14 protein-coding genes are annotated in these 19,797 nt (G+C 71.6%); 7 read left to right on the top strand and 7 right to left on the bottom strand.

The genetic code is table 11. The annotated features are described in order from the left end of the window. Positions 1–15: 15 nt before the first annotated feature. Both RM704_RS05670 and RM704_RS05665 read left to right on the top strand, forming a co-directional pair. Positions 16–1,845 (top strand): LamG-like jellyroll fold domain-containing protein, encoded by a 1,830-nt coding sequence (locus RM704_RS05670; RefSeq protein ID WP_033529662.1) that lies wholly within the window; start codon positions 16–18, stop codon positions 1,843–1,845. A gap of 20 nt (positions 1,846–1,865) precedes the next feature. After that, positions 1,866–3,560, top strand: a complete 1,695-nt coding sequence (locus RM704_RS05665) for a PHP domain-containing protein (RefSeq protein WP_033529663.1) — start codon at positions 1,866–1,868, stop codon at positions 3,558–3,560. Between the two features lie 73 nt (positions 3,561–3,633). Here the strand turns inward: RM704_RS05665 and RM704_RS05660 are convergent, their stop codons facing one another. Genes RM704_RS05660 through RM704_RS05645 form a run of 4 tightly spaced genes read right to left on the bottom strand, consistent with a single transcriptional unit; the run spans position 3,634 to position 7,478 of the window. Further along, positions 3,634–4,089: a MaoC family dehydratase gene (locus RM704_RS05660; protein WP_033529664.1), complete on the bottom strand. Its 456-nt coding sequence runs from the start codon at positions 4,087–4,089 to the stop codon at positions 3,634–3,636. A 14-nt stretch (positions 4,090–4,103) separates the two neighbouring features. Next, positions 4,104–5,612, bottom strand: a complete 1,509-nt coding sequence (gene menE / locus RM704_RS05655; RefSeq protein ID WP_033529665.1) for an o-succinylbenzoate--CoA ligase — start codon at positions 5,610–5,612, stop codon at positions 4,104–4,106. A gap of 49 nt (positions 5,613–5,661) precedes the next feature. Beyond that, positions 5,662–6,540, bottom strand: a complete 879-nt coding sequence (locus RM704_RS05650) for an amidohydrolase family protein (protein WP_033529987.1) — start codon at positions 6,538–6,540, stop codon at positions 5,662–5,664. 20 nt (positions 6,541–6,560) lie between these two features. Beyond that, a complete protein-coding gene (locus tag RM704_RS05645) occupies positions 6,561–7,478 on the bottom strand; it encodes an SDR family NAD(P)-dependent oxidoreductase (RefSeq protein WP_033529666.1) in 918 nt (305 codons plus the stop codon). 252 nt (positions 7,479–7,730) lie between these two features. On the opposite strand from RM704_RS05645, the gene RM704_RS05640 reads away from it, so the two are divergent. Continuing rightward, positions 7,731–8,156: a MarR family winged helix-turn-helix transcriptional regulator gene (locus RM704_RS05640; RefSeq protein ID WP_033529667.1), complete on the top strand. Its 426-nt coding sequence runs from the start codon at positions 7,731–7,733 to the stop codon at positions 8,154–8,156. Between the two features lie 4 nt (positions 8,157–8,160). Beyond that, complete coding sequence (locus RM704_RS05635) at positions 8,161–9,030, top strand: IclR family transcriptional regulator (protein ID WP_033529668.1); 870 nt, start codon at positions 8,161–8,163, stop codon at positions 9,028–9,030. A 36-nt stretch (positions 9,031–9,066) separates the two neighbouring features. Here the strand turns inward: RM704_RS05635 and RM704_RS05630 are convergent, their stop codons facing one another. Beyond that, positions 9,067–10,866, bottom strand: coding sequence for a sulfatase-like hydrolase/transferase (locus RM704_RS05630; RefSeq protein WP_033529669.1), 1,800 nt, complete (start codon positions 10,864–10,866; stop codon positions 9,067–9,069). Positions 10,867–11,148: 282 nt separating this feature from the next. After that, a complete protein-coding gene (locus RM704_RS05625) occupies positions 11,149–12,246 on the bottom strand; it encodes an EstA family serine hydrolase (protein WP_033529670.1) in 1,098 nt (365 codons plus the stop codon). A 172-nt stretch (positions 12,247–12,418) separates the two neighbouring features. Between RM704_RS05625 and RM704_RS05620 the strand changes: the two genes are divergently transcribed. Together RM704_RS05620 and RM704_RS05615 are read left to right on the top strand one after the other, a co-directional pair. Beyond that, on the top strand, positions 12,419–14,935 hold the full coding sequence (locus RM704_RS05620) for a serine/threonine-protein kinase (protein ID WP_033529671.1): 2,517 nt from the start codon (positions 12,419–12,421) through the stop codon (positions 14,933–14,935). A gap of 226 nt (positions 14,936–15,161) precedes the next feature. After that, entirely contained in the window at positions 15,162–16,565 is a 1,404-nt protein-coding gene (locus tag RM704_RS05615; RefSeq protein ID WP_033529672.1) for a glycoside hydrolase family 16 protein, read from the top strand. Between the two features lie 70 nt (positions 16,566–16,635). Here RM704_RS05615 and RM704_RS05610 read toward each other — a convergent pair whose 3' ends face one another. Continuing rightward, positions 16,636–17,523, bottom strand: a complete 888-nt coding sequence (locus RM704_RS05610) for a helix-turn-helix domain-containing protein (protein WP_033529673.1) — start codon at positions 17,521–17,523, stop codon at positions 16,636–16,638. A 134-nt stretch (positions 17,524–17,657) separates the two neighbouring features. Between RM704_RS05610 and tkt the strand changes: the two genes are divergently transcribed. After that, positions 17,658–19,727, top strand: coding sequence for a transketolase (gene tkt, locus RM704_RS05605; protein WP_033529674.1), 2,070 nt, complete (start codon positions 17,658–17,660; stop codon positions 19,725–19,727). The last annotated feature ends 70 nt before the right edge of the window (positions 19,728–19,797 follow it).

Genomic DNA, 19,797 nt, shown 5'->3' with positions numbered 1-19,797 from the left:
TCTACGGAGTCACTTGTGTGCACCTCGCACGAACCGGGGCAGGAGTCTGCCCGGACCCGCTCGGGCAGACGCACCTTCCTGCGTGCCACGGCCCTGCTGGGCGCGGCGGCCACCGCCTCGCTGCCCGTCGTGGCGCAGGCGGCGCCCGCGCGCTGGAAGCCCGATCGCACGAGCCGCCGCTTCACGCTCGCCGTCATGCCCGACACGCAGTACCTGTTCGACGGGCCGAGCATCGACAAGGCGCCCGTCGAGGCGTCCCTGCGGTACCTGCTGGAGCACGGTGAGGAGGAGAACATCGTGTTCCTGTCCCATCTCGGGGACCTCACCCAGAACGGCACCGCGCGGGAGACCGAGGCGATCGGCGAGGCCTTCCGGCTCCTGGACCGCCGGGGCGTCGGCTACAGCGTCCTCGCCGGCAACCACGACGTGCGCTCCTCCACCGACGACCAGCGGGGGCCGACGCCGTACCTGGACGTGTTCGGACCCGACCGCTTCGAGGGGCGGCCGACCTTCGGGGGCGCCTCCCCGGACGGCTACAACTCCTTCCACCTCTTCGAGGCGGCCGGCCGGCAGTGGATGGTGCTCGCCCTGGACTGGCGGCTCTCCGCGAAGGGCTTCGCCTGGGCGAAGGACGTCCTGGCCCGGCACCCGAGGACACCGGTCGTGCTCACCGCGCACGAGATCGTCGACGGCGACGGCTCCCTCTCGTCGTACGGGCAGAAGCTGTGGGACCAGCTGATCGAGGACCACGACCAGATCTTCCTCACCCTCAACGGGCACTACTGGCCGGCGGCGCGCGCGACCCGGAGGAACGCCGCCGACAACGATGTCCACCTGCACCTGACGAACTACCAGAACCGGTATTTCGGTGGCGCGGCGATGATCCGTCTCTACCGCTTCGACCTCGACCGGAACACCATCGACGTGGAGACGATCTCCCCGTGGATCCTCGGCCGGGCCGCGAAGGGACTCAACGAACTGGAGCGGCAGGAGATCGAACTCTCCGGCGACGCCGACCGGTTCACGGTCGAGATCGACTTCGAGAAGCGGTTCGCCGGTTTCGCGCCGGTGCCCGCGCGGGCGTCGCGGCCGGTGTCGACGATGCTGATACCCGGCACGGTCGCCTACTGGCGGTTCGACGGCCAGGAGGACGGGGCGAAGGTCGCCGGCACCGTCCCGGACCGCTCCGGACACGGCAACGACCTCACCGTGGTGACCGTCGGCAACGGCATCCTCACCTGGTCCGCCGACCACCACCCGGACCAGCCGGGCCACGGCAGCCTGGAGTTCCACGGCGGCAAGCCCCCGCTGACGGGCGCGTATCTGCGCACGGTCGACGGGGCGCCCCTCAACGCGGCCACGTTCAGGGACGGTTACACCGTCGAGGCGTTCTACCGGCTGCCCGCCGACTGGAATCCCTCGCGCCACGCCTGGGCGGGCCTCCTCGGCCGGACCGGCACGGGCGGCGCGGCCGGCAAGACCGCCGACGACCCGGACGAGCCGCTCGCCACGCTGTCGCTGTCGAACGACCGCGAACCGCAGTGGGCGGTGCGCCCGCTCGACCAGCAGGGCATCGCGACCAACTGGGGTCAGGAGACGCCGTTGGAGACGTGGTGGCACCTCGCGGTCGTCAACGACGGGCGGCACACCACGCTCTATGTGCAGGGCTGCCCGGTCGTGCGCAACCCGAGGGCCACCGCCGTCGGGCTCACCTCCGTCGGACTGCCCTGGATCCTCGGCGGCTACGAGTACGCCGGGAAGATCGACCAGATCCTGCACGGACGCCTCGGTGACGTCCGCGTCGTCGAACGGGCGCTGCCCGTCAAGTCGTTCATGAACCACTGAGACGCGAAGGAACCGCCACCATGTTCGACCTGTCCGGCACCCCCGAGCAGCAGGTGCCCGCCTGGGCCGATCCGTCCGTCTCCGCCGCCGACCTCGACGCGCAGGGGGTGTCGCGCCGTGGACTGCTGCGGGGCGCGGGCCTGTTCGGTGCCGCGTTCGCGATGGGCGCGACGGGCGCCCTGACCACACCGGCCGCGGCTGGTTCCCGCCCGTACGGGGGTGAGGACCCGCGGCTCGCCTATCTCGTCGGCGACCACCACATCCACACCGTCTACAGCCACGACGCCAAGTACACGTTCTCCCAACTGGCCGCGGCGGGCGCCGAGTACGGTCTCGACTGGATGGTGTTCACCGAGCACTCCAACTTCGGGCACGCCGACTTCGGGGCCGCGCTGGAGCACGAGGAGATACTGCGCGCCCGCGCCGAGAACCCCCGCCAGCTGATCTTCCAGGGCCTGGAGTGGTACATCCCGGCCGCCGAGCACTGCACGGTCTTCACCGCCCCCGGCCGGCACGAGGTCGACCTGCTCACCCGCTTCGAGAGCGCGTACGACGGCAAGCTGCTGGGCTACACGGACGGCTCCGTGGGCGGCGCGGACACCGCCCGCAACGAGGCCCACGCCGTGCGGGCCCTCAAGTGGCTTGCCGAGCAACGTCGTTCGGGCTACGTCGACGACGTGCTGGTCCTCGCCAACCACCCCTTGCGCCTCGGCATCGACTCCCCGCACGAACTGCGCGGCTGGCGGGACGCGGCCCCCGAGATCATGATCGGCATGGAGGGCGCGCCCGGCGCCCAGGGCGCGGCCCTCCCCGGCCGGCGGGGAGCGAACTCGATCCGGGGCGAGTACGAGAACAAGCCCTCCGCCCAGTCCTGGCCCGGCTACCCGGCGGAGGCGTACCTCACGTACGGCGGCTTCGACTGGTCGACCGCGACCGTGGGCGGACTGTGGGACGCGATGCTGGCCGAGGGCAGGCCGTTCTCGATCACCACCAACTCCGACGCGCACCGGATCGTCCTCGACACCTGGAAGAACGGCGACTGGCCGGCCGGGCGGAACTTCGACAACACCGGCAAGCTGCCCGACCCGGTGAACACCGACACTCCGCAGCCCGGCAGCGACTTCTGGCCCGGCCAGTTCAGCCGCACCCATGTCGGCGTCACCCGCTGGGGGTACCGCTCGGTGATGGCGGGTCTGCGCGCGGGCCGCGTCTGGGTCGACCACGGCCATCTGCTCGACGGCCTCGATGTCCGGGTGAAGCGCGACCGTGACCACGGCCGGGGCGTCACCCTGGGTGGCCGGCTGCGGGTCCGCAAGGGCGAGAAGCTCACGCTGACGGTGGCCGTGACGACCGCGTCCCGCGCCAACCCGCACGGGATCCTGCCGGAGTTGGCCCATGTCGACGTCATCCGGGGAGCGGTGCGCGGCCCGGTGAGCGACCGCGACGCCTGGCAGGCCCCGGACACGAGGGTGGTCCACACCAAGGACGTGAGCGGTCGCGAGGGCACGTACACGCTGCGCGTCCCGCTCACGGCAGGCGACGAGTCGTTCTACGTCCGTCTGCGCGGCAGCGACGGCAAGCGGAACGGCGCCGGGTATCTGGGCGCCGCCGTGGACCCGCACGGCCCGATCCCCCACGAGCCGGGCGACGGCGATCCGTGGGAGGACACGTGGTTCTACTCGAACCCGGTCTTCGTGGACGTGGTGGGAGGCTGAACGGGAGCGCCCCCGCAGGGGCGTGGGGAACCGCGCGACCGGCCACGACGGACGCGCGGTTCCCCACGAACCCTCACGCGTAGAAGCGAGAAAGGCTCTGCAGCACGGCCGCCGGCTTGGGCGCGCCCTCGATCTCGATCGTGCCGTCGACGGTGATCTGCACGCCTCCCGGCACGTCCTCCACCGACGCCAGCTTCCCGACGAGCCGGATCTTCGACCCGACCTTCACCGGCGACGGGAAACGCACCTTGTTCAGGCCGTAGTTGACCTTCGTCGAGACGCCCTCGACGTCCAGGAGCTCGGTGAAGAGCGGGATGAACAGCGACAGGGTCAGGTACCCGTGGGCGATCGGCGCGCCGAAGGGGCCCTGCGCCGCCTTCTCGGGGTCGACGTGGATCCACTGGTGGTCCCCGGTCGCGTCGGCGAACGTGTCGATGCGCTCCTGGGTGACCTCGATCCACTCGCTGGTGCCGAGGTCGCTGCCGGCGAGCTTCTTGAGCTCGTCGATGCCGTTCACGGTGATGCTCATAGGACGTTCCTTAGCTAAGAGTTGGTGCCGTAGCGCTTGCGCACCCGGGCCTTGAGGAGCTTTCCGGAGGCGGTGCGGGGCAGCTCGTCCGCGATCACCACCGACTTCGGGATCTTGTACTTGGCGAGTCGTCCGGCCAGCGAGGCCAGCACCTCGTCGGCGTCCAGGGCACAGCCCTCCCGGGGCACGACCACGGCTCGCGGCACCTCGCCCCACTTGTCGTCGGGGACGCCGATGACCGCGCACTCGACGATGTCGGGGTGGGCGAGGAGCTGGTCCTCGATCTCGGCGGGGTAGATGTTCTCGCCCCCGGAGATGATCATGTCCTTGATGCGGTCGACGATGAAGACGTAACCGTCCTCGTCGATCCGGGCCGCGTCCCCGCTGCGGAACCAGCCGTCGGCGAAGACCGCGGCCGTCTCCTCGGGCAGCCCCCAGTAGCCGGGCATGACATGGGGACCGCGGACGACGACCTCGCCGGGCTCGTCGACGTCGACCGGGGTCATGTCCGGGCGGACGACCCGTACGTCGCTGAAGAAGTGCGGCACGCCCGCCGACCCGGCCTTGCTCACGGCGTGCTCGGCGTCGAGGAAGAGCGTGCCGGGGGCCGCCTCCGTCATGCCGTAACCCTGGAGGAAGGTGAGCCCGCGCTCCTGGAACGTGGCGATGAGCGGGGTCGGCACCGGGGAGCCGCCGCAGGAGAGCATCCTGAGCGACGACAGGTCGGCGTCGGCCCAGCGCGGGTGCCGGGCGATCTGGTCGAACATGGTCGGCACGCCGAACATGAAGGTGATCCGGTGCCGTTCGATCAGGTCGAAGGTGGCCTCCGGCACGAAGGCCTCGACCAGGACGCAGGTGCCGCCCTTGAGCAGCACCGGCAGGGTGAGCATGTTCAGCCCGGCCGTGTGGAACAACGGGGCGGAGACCAGGGCGCGTTCGTCGGTGATGACGTCCTGGTCGACGAGTACGTTGACGGCGTTCCAGATGATGTTGCCGTGGGTGAGCATCGCGCCCTTGGGGCGGCCCGTGGTCCCCGAGGTGTACATGATGATGCAGGTGTCGTCGGCCGTGACCGGCTGGTCGATCGGCTCGGCCCCGGCCCTCGCGAGCAGCGCCTCGTACTCGGTGCCGATCTCCACGAACGTGCGCACGTCGGTCTCGTCGCCCGGCAGTCCGGCGACGAGTGCGGTGAACCCGGCGCCGTACACCAGCGCCTTGGCCCCGGAGTCCGCCAGCTGGTAGGCGATCTCGGGGCCCGCGAGGCGGGTGTTGAGCGGGACGAAGACCGCGCCGAGCGTGCCGGCGGCGAACAGTGTCTCCAGGTACGAGGGGTGGTTGGGCCCCAGGTAGGCGATGCGGTCGCCGCGGCGTACGCCGGAGGCGCGCAGGGCGTGGGCGAGGCGCGTGGTGCGCTCGTACAGCTCCCCGTAGGTGAGGCTCGTCTCGCCGTGGATCAGCGCGGTGCGGTGCGGGGTCTTGCGGGCCCGGCGGGCGGGCCACGACCCCAGTCCCTCATTGCGCATGTCTGTGCCCCTGTCCGTCATTGCACATGGGGAGGTCCATCTGCGTCCTCTACGGTTTCGTCAGGCCGAGCAGGCGGGCGGCGTTCTCCTTGAGGATCTTCGGCTTGACCTCGTCCTTGATCGACAGCTTCTCGAAGTCGGCGAGCCAGCGGTCGGGGGTGAGGACGGGGTAGTCGGAGCCGAAGAGCACCTTGTCCTTGAGCAGGGTGTTCGCGTACTGCACAAGCTGCGGCGGGAAGTACTTCGGCGACCAGCCGGACAGGTCGATGTGCACGCCCGGCTTGTGCGTGGCGACCGCCAGGGCCTCGTCCTGCCAGGGGAACGACGGGTGCGCCAGGATGATCTTCAGGTGCGGGAAGTCGGCGGCGACGTCGTCCACGTGCAGCGGGTTGGAGTACTTCAGGCGGATGCCGCCGCCCCCCGGCACGCCGGCGCCGATGCCCGTCTGGCCGGTGTGGAAGAGGGCGATCGTGCCCGTCTCCTCGATGACCTCGTAGAGGGCGTACGCCACCGCGCGGTCGTTGGGGAAGAAGCCCTGGACGCTGGGGTGGAACTTGAAGCCCTTGACCCCGTACTCCTCGACCAGCCGCCGGGCCTGCTTCACGCCCGCCCTGCCGCGGAAGGGGTCGATGGAGGCGAAGGGGATCAGCACGTCCGCGTTGGCGGCGGCCGCCTCGGCGACCTCCTCGTTGGGGACGGGCTCGGTGCCGGTCGCGGACTCGGCGTCGACCGTGAAGATCACGGCGGCCATCTTCCGTTCGCGGTAGTAGGCGGCCGTCTCCTCCAGGGTCGGCTTCCGCTTGCCCTCGACCTTGAAGTAGGCGGAGGAGGCGTCGTGCAGTTCGTCGTCCAGCGACGACGTGCCCTTCTTCGAGGACACCTCCGCGTGGGTGTGGACGTCGATCGCGACCAGCTCGTCCACGTTCATGACGGGGTCTGCGGCACTCATCACGCCTCCGGGATCTTCGGGGCGGGGATGCCCACGGTCTGCGGCTCGGCACCCAGCGAGGTCGGCCAGACGTCGGCGAGGGCCTCGGGGGTCCAGCCGCCGTTCGCGTACGCCGTCTTGATCTCCTGCGGATGCGACCAGAGTGCCACCTTGTCGCCGCCGATGCCGATGGCCTGGCCGGTGACTCCGCGCGCCGCCTCGGAGGCGAGGAACGGGATCAGGGCCGCGCAGTCCTCGGGGGTGCCGAAGCCCTCGCCCTTGCGCAGGAAGTCGGGGAACGGCTTGCCCTCGCGCAGGGCCTCCACGTACGGGGCGAAGACCGGGATGGTCTCGGTCATCGCGGTGGCGGCGACCGGCACGATCGCGTTGACGGTGATGTTCGCGCGGCCCAGCTCCATCGCCCAGGTGCGGGCGAAGGCGGCGATGCCGGCCTTGGCGGCGGCGTAGTTGGTCTGGCCGAAGTTGCCGCGCTGGCCGGCCGGGGAGCCGACGAGGATGAGGGAGCCGCCCTCGCCCTGTTCGCGCATGCGGATCGCGGCGGCACGGGCACAGGTGAAGGTGCCCTTGAGGTGGGTGGTGATCACCGCGTCGAAGTCGTCGTCGGACATCTTCCACAGCACCTTGTCGCGGAGGATGCCCGCGTTGGTGACCAGGATGTCGAGCCGCCCGAACTCCTCCACCGCGCGGGCCACCAGACGTTCGGCGGCCTCGGTCGTACCGACCGGGACCACCTCGGCGACGGCCTTGCCGCCCGCCTCGGTGATGGACTTCACGGCCGCCTCGGCCACGGCCTCGTCGATGTCGTTCACGACGACGGAGGCCCCGGCGGCGGCGAGGGCCTGTGCGTAGGCCAGGCCGAGGCCACGGCCACTGCCCGTGACGACGGCGACCTTGCCGGTGAGATCGATGCTGGGCACGAGTGGGGTCCCTTCGAGTGGCGGAGCGGCTTCGAGGTCGAAGTGCGGCTTCGAAATCGAAGTTAAGAGCAATAGTTGTTGACGTCAATAGTTGTTGTTCCCCGGGCGTTGCGTCATGCTGGGACGGTACGCACGCGCCGCCCCACCCAGGGGCGCAGGCCTGATCCGCACGACAGGCCCTGGACCAGGGAGCCCGCCATCACCCGCCAGCAGACACAGGACGCCGCTTCGATCGACGCGCACGAGCCGTGGATGCGCGGGCTGCACGCGGACACCGGCTACCTGCTGTACCGGCTGGGGCTGCGGTCCGGACAGCTGTTCAACGCCTCCCTCCAGGAGTCGGGCCTCAGGCTGCGGCACTACGCCCTGCTGCGCTTCCTGGCCACGTCCCCGGGGGCACTCCAGCGCGAGCTGAGCGCGTCGCTCGGCTACGACCCGAGCGCGATCGTCGGACTGGTGGACGACCTGGAGAAGCTGGGCTTCGCCGAGCGGCGCCCCTCCCCCGACGACCGCCGCAGCCGGATCATCGTGCTCACCGAGGACGGCCGGTCCTTCCTCCGTGACACCGACGAGGCCGGACAGCGCGTCTCCGACGAACTGGTGGAGCCCCTCGACGCCGCCGAGCGCGAGACGCTCCATGTGCTGCTGCAGAAGATCGCCGAGGCCGGACTGGGGTGACACGATGCCGATGACCACCGACGCGCTGCCGACGCCGGGGCCCGTGCCCCAGCAGACCGCGCCGGGCGGCACACCGCCCGGGGCCGTCCGCTCCGCGCCCGACCGGCTGCTCGCGGTGCTGGCCGCCTTCGACCACGGCCACCCGGCGCTCTCGCTGACCGACATCAGCCGCCGGGCCGGGCTGACCCTCACCACGGCCCACCGCCTGGTCGGCGCGCTCACCGAGTGGGGCGCCCTGGAGCGGGACGCGGACGGGATCTACCACGTCGGGCTCAGGCTCTGGGAACTGGCGGCGCTCGCCCCGCGCGGGCTCGCACTGCGCCAGATCGCGCTGCCGTACCTGGAGGACCTGTACGAGGCGACGCACGAGAACGTGCAGCTCGCGGTCCGCGACGGCGACGACGTCGTCTACATCGAGTGGCTCTCCGGACGCTCCGCCGTCGGCGTCCACATACGGGTCGGCGCCCGCTGGCCCCTGCACGCCACGGGCGTGGGCCTGGCGCTCCTCGCGCACAGCGACCCGGCCTCCCAAGAGGCCTACTGCCAGGGGCCGTTGGCCACCTTCACCCCGTACACCATCGGGGCGGCGCCCCAGTTGCGCCGGGTGCTCGCCGAAGTGCGGCGCACGGGCGTTGCGGTGAGTGCCCGTCAGGTCACCGAGGACGCGCTGTCGGTAGCCGCCCCCGTGCGCGGGCCCGGCGGGGCCGTGGTCGCCGCCGTCTCCGTCGTGGTGCCCCACATGGGCGCCCAGGTACCCGTGCTGACGCCCGCCGTGCGCGTGGCGGCGCGCGGTATCTCCCGCGCCCTGGGCTGGCAGCCGGACGAACCCCGCCGAGGTTCACTGATCCCGGGCCGGGGCTCCTCGCCCACCTGACCGGCGGTGCCGCGGGACAGCAGCCCCGAAGGGCGCCTATCTCGTGGCCGACGCCTGCGCCGCGTACATCACCGCGACCCCCGCGTGAGTGGCGGTACCCCGGGCCGTGAGCCACCCCTGCCCGGCATCGGCAGCCGGCGTGACCTCCCAGCGGACGACGAACCGCCCACCAGGGCGGATGCGGTCCGCAGTCACCGTGCCGAGCGCACGCACCCGCCAGCTGCTCGGCGCGGCGAGCGCGAGCCGGGCGGCGGTCCAGGGACGGGCCGACCCGTTGGCGAAGGTCGCGGTGACGCGGAACCCACCGCTCGCGCGGGCGACCTCGAGGGTGACGCCGTAGGGCGCACGCCGGTAGTCGTCCACCCACGAGGACCGCATGAGCCGCACCAACGCGTCGGCCTCGGCGGGCCGCGCCGCCGCGAGGTCGTTCCGCTCCCCGGGATCCCGCGCGAGGTCGTACAGCTCGACCTCCCAGCGGTCGTCGGGCGCCTCACGGTCCTGTCCCGGGGCGAACCGCACGGCCTTGTGGTCCCCGCGCCGCACCGCCTCGGCCAGCCGCCGCGTCCGGCCCCCGTCGACCCGGTCGGCGCGCGGGGTGACCCCGCTGTGGTTGCGGTAGAAGTACAGGTGGTCGTGGCGGGCGGCCTCTTTGCCGCCGGCACGCAGCAGCGGAGCCGCGGAGAGCCCGTCGATGTCCGACGGGGCGGGCGCGCCCGCGAGTTCGGCGAGGGTCGGCAGCAGGTCGATCAGCGGGGTCGGGCGGTCGGTGGTGCCGACGGGGACGCGCTGCGGGGACCAGGCGATGAGGGGGACGCGGATGCCGCCCTCGTACAGATTGCGCTTGTAGCCGCGCAGCGGGCCGTTGCCGTCGAAGAGGTCGGGGTCGGTGCCACCCTCCTCGTGCGGGCCGTTGTCGCTGGTGACGAGGACGACGGTGCGCCGGTCGATGCCGTGTGCCCGGAGTCGGTCCACGAGGGAGCCGACCAGGCCGTCGAGCCCGCTGACCTGGGCGGCGTGGGCCTTGTCGGGGCGGGACCAGGGCTCGTCGGCGTACGCGCCGGGCTTCGGGGCGAGGCTCGGGGCGTGCGGGAGGGTGGGGGCGAGGAACAGCAGGAACGGCTGGTCCTTGTGGGTGTCGACGAAGCCGAGGGCCCGCTCCTCGATGAGGTCGGGGGCGTAGACCTCGCGTGCGCCGTCCCGGTTCTCGGGGATCTCCTGCTTCTCACCGTTGTCCCACAGGTACGTCGGGTAGTACTCGTGCGCGTGCCTGTGCGTGAGATAGCCGTAGAACTGGTCGAAGCCACGGGAGTTGGGGTGGCTGGGCTGGTTCGGGCGCTCCGGGCCGAAGCCCCACTTGCCGATGAGCGCGGTGCGGTAGCCGAGGGCGCGCAGCGCCTCGGCGAACGTGAAGTCCCGCTCGGTCAGGGCGCCCTGGCCGCCCGGCCCCCAGGGGTTCTCCCGGACGGTGGCGTGGCCGCTGTGCAGCCCGGTCAGCAGGGAGCAGCGCGACGGGGCGCACACCGGGGCGGCGGCATAGGCGTCGGTGAAGCGCAGCCCCTCGGCGGCCAGGGCGTCCAGGCGCGGCGTGTCGATCAGTTTCTGTCCGTAGGAGCCGAGTTCGCCGTAGCCGAGGTCGTCGGCGAGGACGACCACGAAGTTGAGGCGCTGCGACGGGGTCCGGGCCGCGGGCACGACCGGCGCGGACGGCCGACTCGTCCCGGGAGCGGCGGCTTCGCGGGCCCCGACCTCGCGTCCCTCGTGCGCGACACAGCCGGCCGCCGCCCCGGTCGCGCCGACGGCGGCGGTCCCGGCGAGGAAACGGCGGCGGCTGGGCATGCGAACTCCTGGGGGATCGACGGGCGGTCGTGGTCCGATGGTGGACGAGGTGCTCGGAGCAGAACCATGCACAGGGCATGAACAGCTTGTTGCGACAGGTCGGCGGAGACCGCGACGACCGACCGCGCGCCCCCGCCCCTGGAGAGGGGGAATGCGGGGTTCTGGTTCCATCGGCTGCGGGTGATCTTGCCAGACGCCCGTGACATGCCTCTCACCGCCCCCGAAGGTGTCCCGGGGGCGGTGAGAGGTGATACCGCCGATGCGGTTGTGCCGTGGGGTCGTTCAGGCCGACAGGCCCTCGTAGGCGGCCGCGAGGATCATGAAGCCCCGTTCGTCGCCGAGACCTCCGTCGATCATCTGGTTCATCACGTACGCCACGGTCATCCGGGCGTCGAGGTCGACCAGGACGAGCGAGCCGCCCCAGCCACCCCAGAAACAGGTACGGGGGTTGGGCAGTTGCCCGCCGTTCAGGCCGTAGCCCATGCCGTAGCGCATCGGGACACGCAGGACGCTGTCGGTGCCGTCGAACTGCTCCTCCAGGACCCGCTCGCACCCCTCCTCCGACAACAGCCGCACGCCCCGCGCCGCGCCGCCGCAGGCCAGCAGCGACTGGACGGCGGCGACCGAGCGGGCGTTGCCGTGACCGTTCGCGGCCGGGATCTCGGCCCGGCGCCAGGCGGTCGTGTTGGGGGTGCCGTCCGGGATGACGGGGTTGGGCGGCGGGCCGTCCCCGGGCGGGGAGGAGGGCGGCATGATGATCGGCGCGACCCGGTGGTCGTGCTCGGCGGAGAGCCCGACGTGGAAGTCGGCGCCCAGCGGTCCCGTGACCTCGTCGGCGAGGAAGGTGCCCAGGCTGCGGCCGGTGACCCGACGCACGATCTCCCCGAGCAGATACCCCTGGGTCATCGCGTGGTAGCCGGCCTCGGTACCGGGTTTCCAGGCCGGCGCCTGCGCGGCCAGGCGCGCGGTGACGGTCGGCCAGTCGTACAGGTCCTCCAGCGTCGTGGGCTCCTCGAAACGGGGCAGCCCGGCCGTGTGCGAGAGCACATGGCTGACGCGCACGTCCTCCTTGCCCGCCGCCGCGAACTCCGGCCAGTACGTCGCCACCGGGGCGTGCAGGTCCAGGGCGCCCCGGTCGGCGAGCATCAGCACGCACAGGGCCGTCATCGTCTTGGTGGTGGACCACACGTGGGTGAGGGTGTCGCGCTCCCACGGAACCGTGCGGTCGAGGTCGGTGTACCCGCCCCAGAGGTCGACCTCGGGCTCGCCGTCCACGTACACGGCGACCGAGGCGCCCACGTCCTTGTCGTCCAACGAGGCCGCCAACGCCTCGCGCACCGCGGTGAACCGGTCCGTGCACGTGCCCTGAGTGTTCGCCATGCGGGGAAGGTAACGGGCCGCATCGGGCGGAGCCATCGAATAAGCCGGGATCCGACGAGGAACCGCTCACCGGTCCCCTCCGGCTCTCCGGCGCCCCACGTCGGGCGGCCCCGTACGGATCGCCTAGGCTGATCCGTACGGGGCTGTCGTACGGACAAGAGCGCGAGGGGAAATGCCGCTGAGGGACGACGATCCCGCCGTCATAGGCGGGTACGCCCTGGAGGACCGGCTCGGCGCGGGTGGCATGGGGGTCGTCTATCGCGCGCGGTCCGCCTCGGGGCGCCTGGTCGCGATCAAGCTGGTGCACGCGCAGTACCGCGACGACGAGGAGTTCCGCTCCCGGTTCCGTCAGGAGGTCGCGGCGGCGCGCCGGGTGAGCGGAGCGTTCACGGCTGCCGTGGTGGACGCCGATCCGGAGGCCGCCAGGCCCTGGATGGCGACGCAGTACGTTCCGGCTCCGACGCTCTCCGATCTGGTGCGCGAGGAGGGTCCGTTGGACGGTGTCCGGATCCGGGGCCTCGCGCTGGGGCTGGTCGAGGCGCTGCGCGACATCCATCGGGCCGGGGTCGTGCACCGGGACCTGAAGCCGGCGAACGTCCTGATGGCCGAGGACGGCCCGCGCGTCATCGACTTCGGCATCTCGCGCGCCGGGGACAACCTGCCGCTCACCGTGACCGGACGCGTGATCGGCACCCCGCCGTTCATGTCACCGGAGCAGCTGCGCTCGGCGAGGGACGTCACCGCCGCGTCGGACGTGTTCTCGCTGGGGTCGCTGCTGGTGTACGCGGCCAGCGGGGACAGCCCGTTCAAGGCCGAGAGCCCCTATCTGGCGGGCTATCAGGTCATGTTCGAGGCCCCGAAGCTGGACGCGGTGCCCGAGCCGCTGCGGGCCATCGCCGAACGCTGCCTGGACAAGGACCCTGTGCGCCGCCCGGGTCTCGCCGAACTGCACGGGTTGTTCCTGGAGTTGGCGACGTCGCCCGGCGGCGGCACCGGGGGCGCCTCGCCGACCCCGACGCCGGTGCCTGGGACGGGGTCGGGATCGGGATCGGGATCAGGGCCGGGAACTCCGACGGGCTCCGGGCGGGCGGACTCCGGGCGAACGGAGACCGACCGGGCGGACTCCGCGCGAACGGAGACCGACCGGACCGACCCCCACCGAAGGACCACTGGACGGCCCAGGACCGACCGGAGGACCACCGGACAGGCCGACGCGGAGCGACCGGACGCGGACCGAACGGACACGGACCGAACGGACACGGAACGAACGGATGCCGGCCGGGCGGACGACACGACCGCGAACGACCGGCGGCCCGACCACCGGCCGGCGGACGGCGGACGCCTCGACAGCGACCCGCTGGACGGCCGACCCGCGGGCAGGCGCCGCACCAGTCTCCGTGGCAGACGGCAGTTGCTCCTCGTCGGCCTCGGCGCCGCCCTGACCGTCTCGGCGCTGAGCGCCGCGCTGCTCCTGTACGCGGGGGCCGAGGACGACACGACGGCGTCCGGCGGCGACAGCGGCAGCGCCGTGGGCTACCGTTCCGCGTCGCTCCCCGACGGCTGGCGGCCGTGGCAGACACGGCTGCGGGCCGACAGCGGTCTTCCCGCCGATCACATCCCGGTCAACTACGACGAGACGGGCTGCGTGACGGACGGGACGGACCTGTACTGCGGCGGTACGGGTTTCCTCGTCGCGAAGGTGGACGCCGCCACCGGGAGCACGGGATGGCGGTACGGGCAACTTCCGCAGACCGCCCGGCCCATCGGCGTACGGGACGGCCTGGTCTTCGTCTACACGGAACCCGACAGCACCCAGCGGCGCCTGGTGGCCCTGGACACCCGGACCGGGAAGGAGCGGTGGGCCCGGCCCATCAGCGCGAGCGAGACGGCGCCCCTCTTCGACCGCGGCGTGCTCACCCTCACGCCCGACCACTCCGAGGTGATCGCCTACGACACGGCGGGCAAGGAGCTGTGGCTGACGTCCGAGCCGGCCGGGGTCAACTGCATCCCCTCGGCGCTCGGCGGCGACCCGTACGAACTGTGCTGGGAGGGCGACGACTTCCTCGACACCCAACCGTTCACGCTGGTACGCCTCGATCCGGACGACGGCACTCCGCGGGCACGCACCCCGCTGCCGAAGAAGTCGCTCGCCCTGGGCGCCGTCGACGGACGACCGCTGTTCCTGAAGGCGGAGACCACCGATGAGGTCTACCAGGCGGGGTACGAGCGACCCTACGACGCGTTCCTGCGGGTGGATCCGGACACCGGGAAGGCCACCCGGATCCCGCTGAAGCGCGCGCTGCGCGGTGCGGCGACACTCGTGGACGGGGTCGTGTACTTCGTGCGGACCAGCGGGTCGGTCACCGCCGTGTCGGCGAAGAGCGGCAAGGTGCTGTGGGAGCGGACCACCGACATGGAGAACCTGTCCGCGCCGGTGGTGTCGGCGGACCGTGACGAGATCTACTTCGCCAACCGGTTCGGCCGGCTGCTGGCCCTGGACAGCAGGACGGGCGCCGAGGTGTGGCGCACGGACGCGCTCGACGACCCGGGGGACATCGCGACCGACACCCCGCCCGGGGTGCTGCTCGTGGACGACGCGATCGTGGCGACGGCCGGGAACATGGCCTTCTCCGTAAACCCGGACGAGCCGACGAAGGCCGGGGCGTCCGTGTCCACCGTCGGGGACTGACCGGTCGTCACACCGCCGTGTGGGCGCGGACGCCTCCCGAGGCAGGCCGGTCTTCACATCGTGAACTCGGCGCTGCCGCAAGGACTTTCTCCGCTTTAACTCTTGACGCCCGCGGCGCCGGAGCGCACATTGACCGCACGCTCTTCTCTGAGAGCGCTCTCAGGACGGGACTCCACGGAGCGCTCCCCCACCCGCGCATTCACTCCGTACACCCGAAGAGGCCGCCATGAGTGAAACCCCCGGCACAACCGTCACCGGCACACCCGTGGGACGTCGCCGCCCGCTCCGGCGCGCGTTCCTCGCCGTGGCCGCCGCGCTGGCGGTGGCCACGGCCTGGGCGACGACCGCGCAGGGCGCCGCCCCCACCCCGCCCGCGGGCTGGACGCAGGTATTCGTCGACGACTTCAACGGCACCGCCGGCACCGGTGTCAACACCTCCAACTGGCAGTACGCTACCGGCACTTCGTACCCCGGCGGCCCCGCGAACTGGGGGACGGGCGAGGTCGAGACGATGACGAACAGCACCGCCAACGTCGCCCTCGACGGCAACGGAAATCTCCGCATCACCCCGATCCGTGACGCGGCGGGGCGCTGGACCTCGGGCCGGATCGAGACCAACCGCACCGACTTCCAGCCCCCGGCGGGCGGCAAGCTGCGGGTCGAGTCCCGGCTCCAGATGCCGAACGTCACCGGGACGGCCGCCGAGGGCTACTGGCCGGCGTTCTGGATGCTGGGCGCGCCCTACCGAGGCAACTACCAGAACTGGCCGAGCGTCGGCGAGCTGGACATCATGGAGAACGTGCACGGGCGCAACCAGGTCTGGGCCACCATGCACTGCGGCACCAACCCCGGCGGCCCGTGCAACGAGACGACCGGCATCGGCAACTCCACCGCGTGCCCCAACACGACCTGCCAGTCCGGGTTCCACACGTACACCATGGAGTGGGACCGCTCGGGGACCCCCGAGACGATCCGGTTCCTCGTCGACGGCACCCAGTTCCACTCGGTCAACGCCAACCAGGTCGACGCGACCACCTGGACCAACGCCACCAACCACGGGTTCTTCGTCATCCTGAACGTGGCCATGGGCGGCGCCTTCCCCGACGCGTTCGGCGGCGGGCTCGACGGTGACACCCGCTCCGGTGTGCCGATGGTCGTCGACTACGTGCAGGTACTGTCGGCCGCCGGGGGCACCACCACCCCACCGCCGACGGGCACCCGTGACGCGTACAGCGCCATCCAGGCCGAGTCGTACAACGCTCAGAGCGGCACCCTCACCGAGACCACGACCGACAGCGGGGGCGGCCAGAACATCGGTGCCCTGGCCAACGGCGACTGGGCGCTCTTCCAGAATGTGAACTTCGGTTCCACGGCCGCGACGCAGTTCGTCGCCCGGGTGGCCTCCGGCGCGGGCGCGGGGGTGAGCGGACTGGTCGAGGTCAGGCTCGACAGCCGCTCGAACGCACCGGTCGGCAGTTTCTCGATCGCCAACACCGGCGGCTGGCAGTCGTGGCGGACGGTGCCCGCGAACATGGCCCGGGTGACCGGCACCCATGACGTGTATCTGACCTTCAGCAGCGGTCAGGCACAGGACTTCGTGAACGTGAACTGGTTCAACTTCGGCCGCTGACGGCCGACTTGGGCGACGGGCGGGACTCCACGGCGGTGGAGTCCCGCCCGTCGCCGTGCGTCGCGGTGCGTCACCGCAGCTCCGCCCGGAACGCCACCGGCGTGGTCCCGGCGTGCAGTTGGAAGAACTTGGAGAAGTTCGCCGCGTCGGGGAAGCCGACGGCGACGCCCACGCGGCCGATCGGCAGGTCCGTGTGGGCCAGCAGCCGCTTCGCCTCCAGGACGACCCGCTTGTCGATGAAGCCCTTCGGGGTCTCGCCGGTCGCCGCGCGGACCGCGCGGACGAGGGTGCGGCGGGAGTAGCCGAGGGCGTCCGCGTAGGCGCTGACGCTGTGGTTGGCGGCGAAGTCCCGTTCGACGGCGTCCCGGAAGCGGGTGAAGGTGGTGTCGTCGAGCCTGTGCTCCTCCTCCGTCGAGCCGGCGGCGAGATGGGCGAGGCGCAGGAGGAAGGCCGTCAGGGAGTGCCGCAGGACGGCGGTGTGGAGGCCGGGCGGCAGGGTGTCGGTGTCGACGTACTCGCGTTCGAGCTGGGCCGACGAGGCCCGTAGTCCCGCGAGTTGGGCCGCGTCCGGGCGGAGCAGCGGCGGCAGGTCGTAGCGGTAGAGGCCGGTCGACTCGACGGTGGCGCGGGGCAGGAAGCCCGGTTGCATGGTGAGGACGGTCCCGCGGTACTCGGTGGCGTGTGAGAAGCGATGCACCTGCCCCGGCCGTATCCACAGCAGTTCGCCCGCGCCCGCCTCGTACTCGGTGAAGTCGACCATGTGGCGCACCGGGCCGCCGTCGAACAGCATCACCACGTGGAAGTCGATGCGGTGGACCCCTTCCAGGGGTATGTCCGCGCGCCAGGGGCGCCGGCCGTCCATCGGGCCGATCCGCATGCCGACGCCGGAGAGGCTGCGGTCGACGGGGAACGGGAAGGTCTTGATCCGGTCACCGTCGGGGAAGTCTCTGTCCGTCATGTCCTCGCCGTCGCGTCGTCGGTGTCCCAGTTTCACCGAAGGCTGGCACACCGCCACCTCGCCCCACAAAAGTCAGACTTTTACTTTTGAAGACGCCAGACAAATTCCGCCGTCTCATCGAGGACTTCTTGAAGATGAACTGGACAGAACTCGACCGGCGCGCCGTCGACACCGCCCGCCTGCTGGCCGCCGACGCCGTGCAGAAAGTCGGCAACGGGCACCCTGGTACGGCGATGAGCCTCGCGCCCGCCGCGTACACGCTCTTTCAGAAGGTGATGCGTCACGATCCCGCCGACCCCGAGTGGACCGGCCGTGACCGCTTCGTCCTCTCCCCCGGCCACACCTCACTGACCCTCTACACCCAGCTGTACCTGGCCGGGTACGAGCTGGAGCTGGACGATCTCAAGGCGTTCCGGACGCACGGCTCGAAGACGCCGGGTCATCCGGAGTACGGGCACACCGCCGGGGTCGAGACCACCACGGGTCCGCTGGGCCAGGGGGTCGCCAACGCCGTGGGCATGGCGATGGCCGCCCGTTACGAGCGCGGTCTGTTCGACCCGGACGCTCCGGAGGGGGCCTCCCCTTTCGACCACACCGTCTGGACGATCGCCTCCGACGGCGACCTGGAGGAGGGCATCTCCGCCGAGGCCTCCTCGCTGGCGGGCCATCAGAAGCTGGGCAACCTGGTCCTCCTGTACGACGACAACCACATCTCCATCGAGGGCGACACGGCCACGGCGTTCTCCGAGGACGTGCTGAAGCGGTACGAGGCGTACGGCTGGCACGTCCAGCGGATCGAGCCGGCGTTCAACGGCAACGTCGACGTGCACGCCCTGTACGACGCGCTGTTGGCCGCGCGGGACGAGACCGGCCGGCCCTCGATCATCGCGATGCGCACGATCATCGCCTGGCCGGCCCCGGGCGCCCAGAACACCGAGGCCTCGCACGGCTCGGCGCTCGGCGCGGACGAGGTCGCGGCCACCAAGCGGGTCCTCGGCTTCGACGCGGCCAAGAGTTTCGACGTCGCCGACGACGTGCTCGCCCACACCCGCCGCGCCCTCGACCGGGGCGCGGAGGCGCACGCCGCCTGGGACAAGCGGATCGCCGAGTGGCGTGCCGGCTCCCCCGAACGGGCCCGGCTCTTCGACCGGGTGGTCGCGGGCCGGCTGCCCGAGGGCTGGGAGCGGGCGCTGCCCGCCTTCGAGGAGGGCACGTCCGTGGCGACCCGGGCCGCGTCCGGCAAGGTGCTCCAGGGGCTGGGCGCGGTGATCCCCGAGCTGTGGGGCGGCTCCGCCGACCTCGCCGGGTCGAACAACACCACCATCGACAAGACGTCCTCCTTCCTCCCGGCGGGCAACCCGCTCCCGGAGGCCGACCCCTACGGCCGTACGATCCACTTCGGCATCCGTGAGCACTCCATGGCCGCCGAGATGAACGGCATCGCGCTGCACGGCAACACCCGTGTCTACGGGGGCACGTTCCTGGTGTTCTCCGACTACATGCGCAACGCCGTGCGGCTGTCGGCCCTGATGCAGCTGCCGGTGACGTACGTGTGGACGCACGACTCGATCGGTCTGGGCGAGGACGGCCCCACCCACCAGCCGGTCGAGCACCTCGCCTCGCTGCGCGCGATCCCCGGCCTGAACGTGGTCCGCCCGGCCGACGCCAACGAGACGGCGATCGCCTGGGCCGAGATCCTGAAGCGGCACACCACGAACCCGGCCCCGCACGGACTGGCGCTCACCCGCCAGGGCGTGCCGACGTACGCCCCCGACTCCGGTACGGCGAAGGGCGGTTACGTACGGGTGGAGGCTTCGACCGCGATCCCGGAGCTGATCCTGATCGCCACCGGCTCCGAGGTGCAGCTGGCCGTCGCCGCCCGGGAGCGGCTGGAGGCCGAGGGGGTCGGCACCCGGGTGGTGTCGATGCCGTCGGTGGAGTGGTTCGAGGAACAGCCGCGCGAATACCGCGAGAGCGTGCTGCCGCCGTCCGTGCGGGCCCGCGTGGCGGTCGAGGCGGGGATCGGTCTGACCTGGTACCGGTACGTCGGTGACCACGGCCGCATCGTCTCCCTCGAACACTTCGGCGCCTCCGCCGACGCGAAGACCCTGTTCGCCGAGTACGGCTTCACCGCCGAGAACGTCGTCGCGGCGGCGAAGGCCGTGCTCGCCGGCACAACTGGACCCGACGCCATGCGCGGCTGACGGGCGCCCCTGAAGGAAGATGATCACTGTGACCACCGAAGCGCCCGTGGGGGCCACCGACGGCCGCCCG

This window comes from Streptomyces gottesmaniae, from assembly GCF_031845845.1.
GTDB lineage: Bacteria > Actinomycetota > Actinomycetes > Streptomycetales > Streptomycetaceae > Streptomyces > Streptomyces akebiae.
This window is presented reverse-complemented; position numbering and strand designations above follow the sequence as displayed.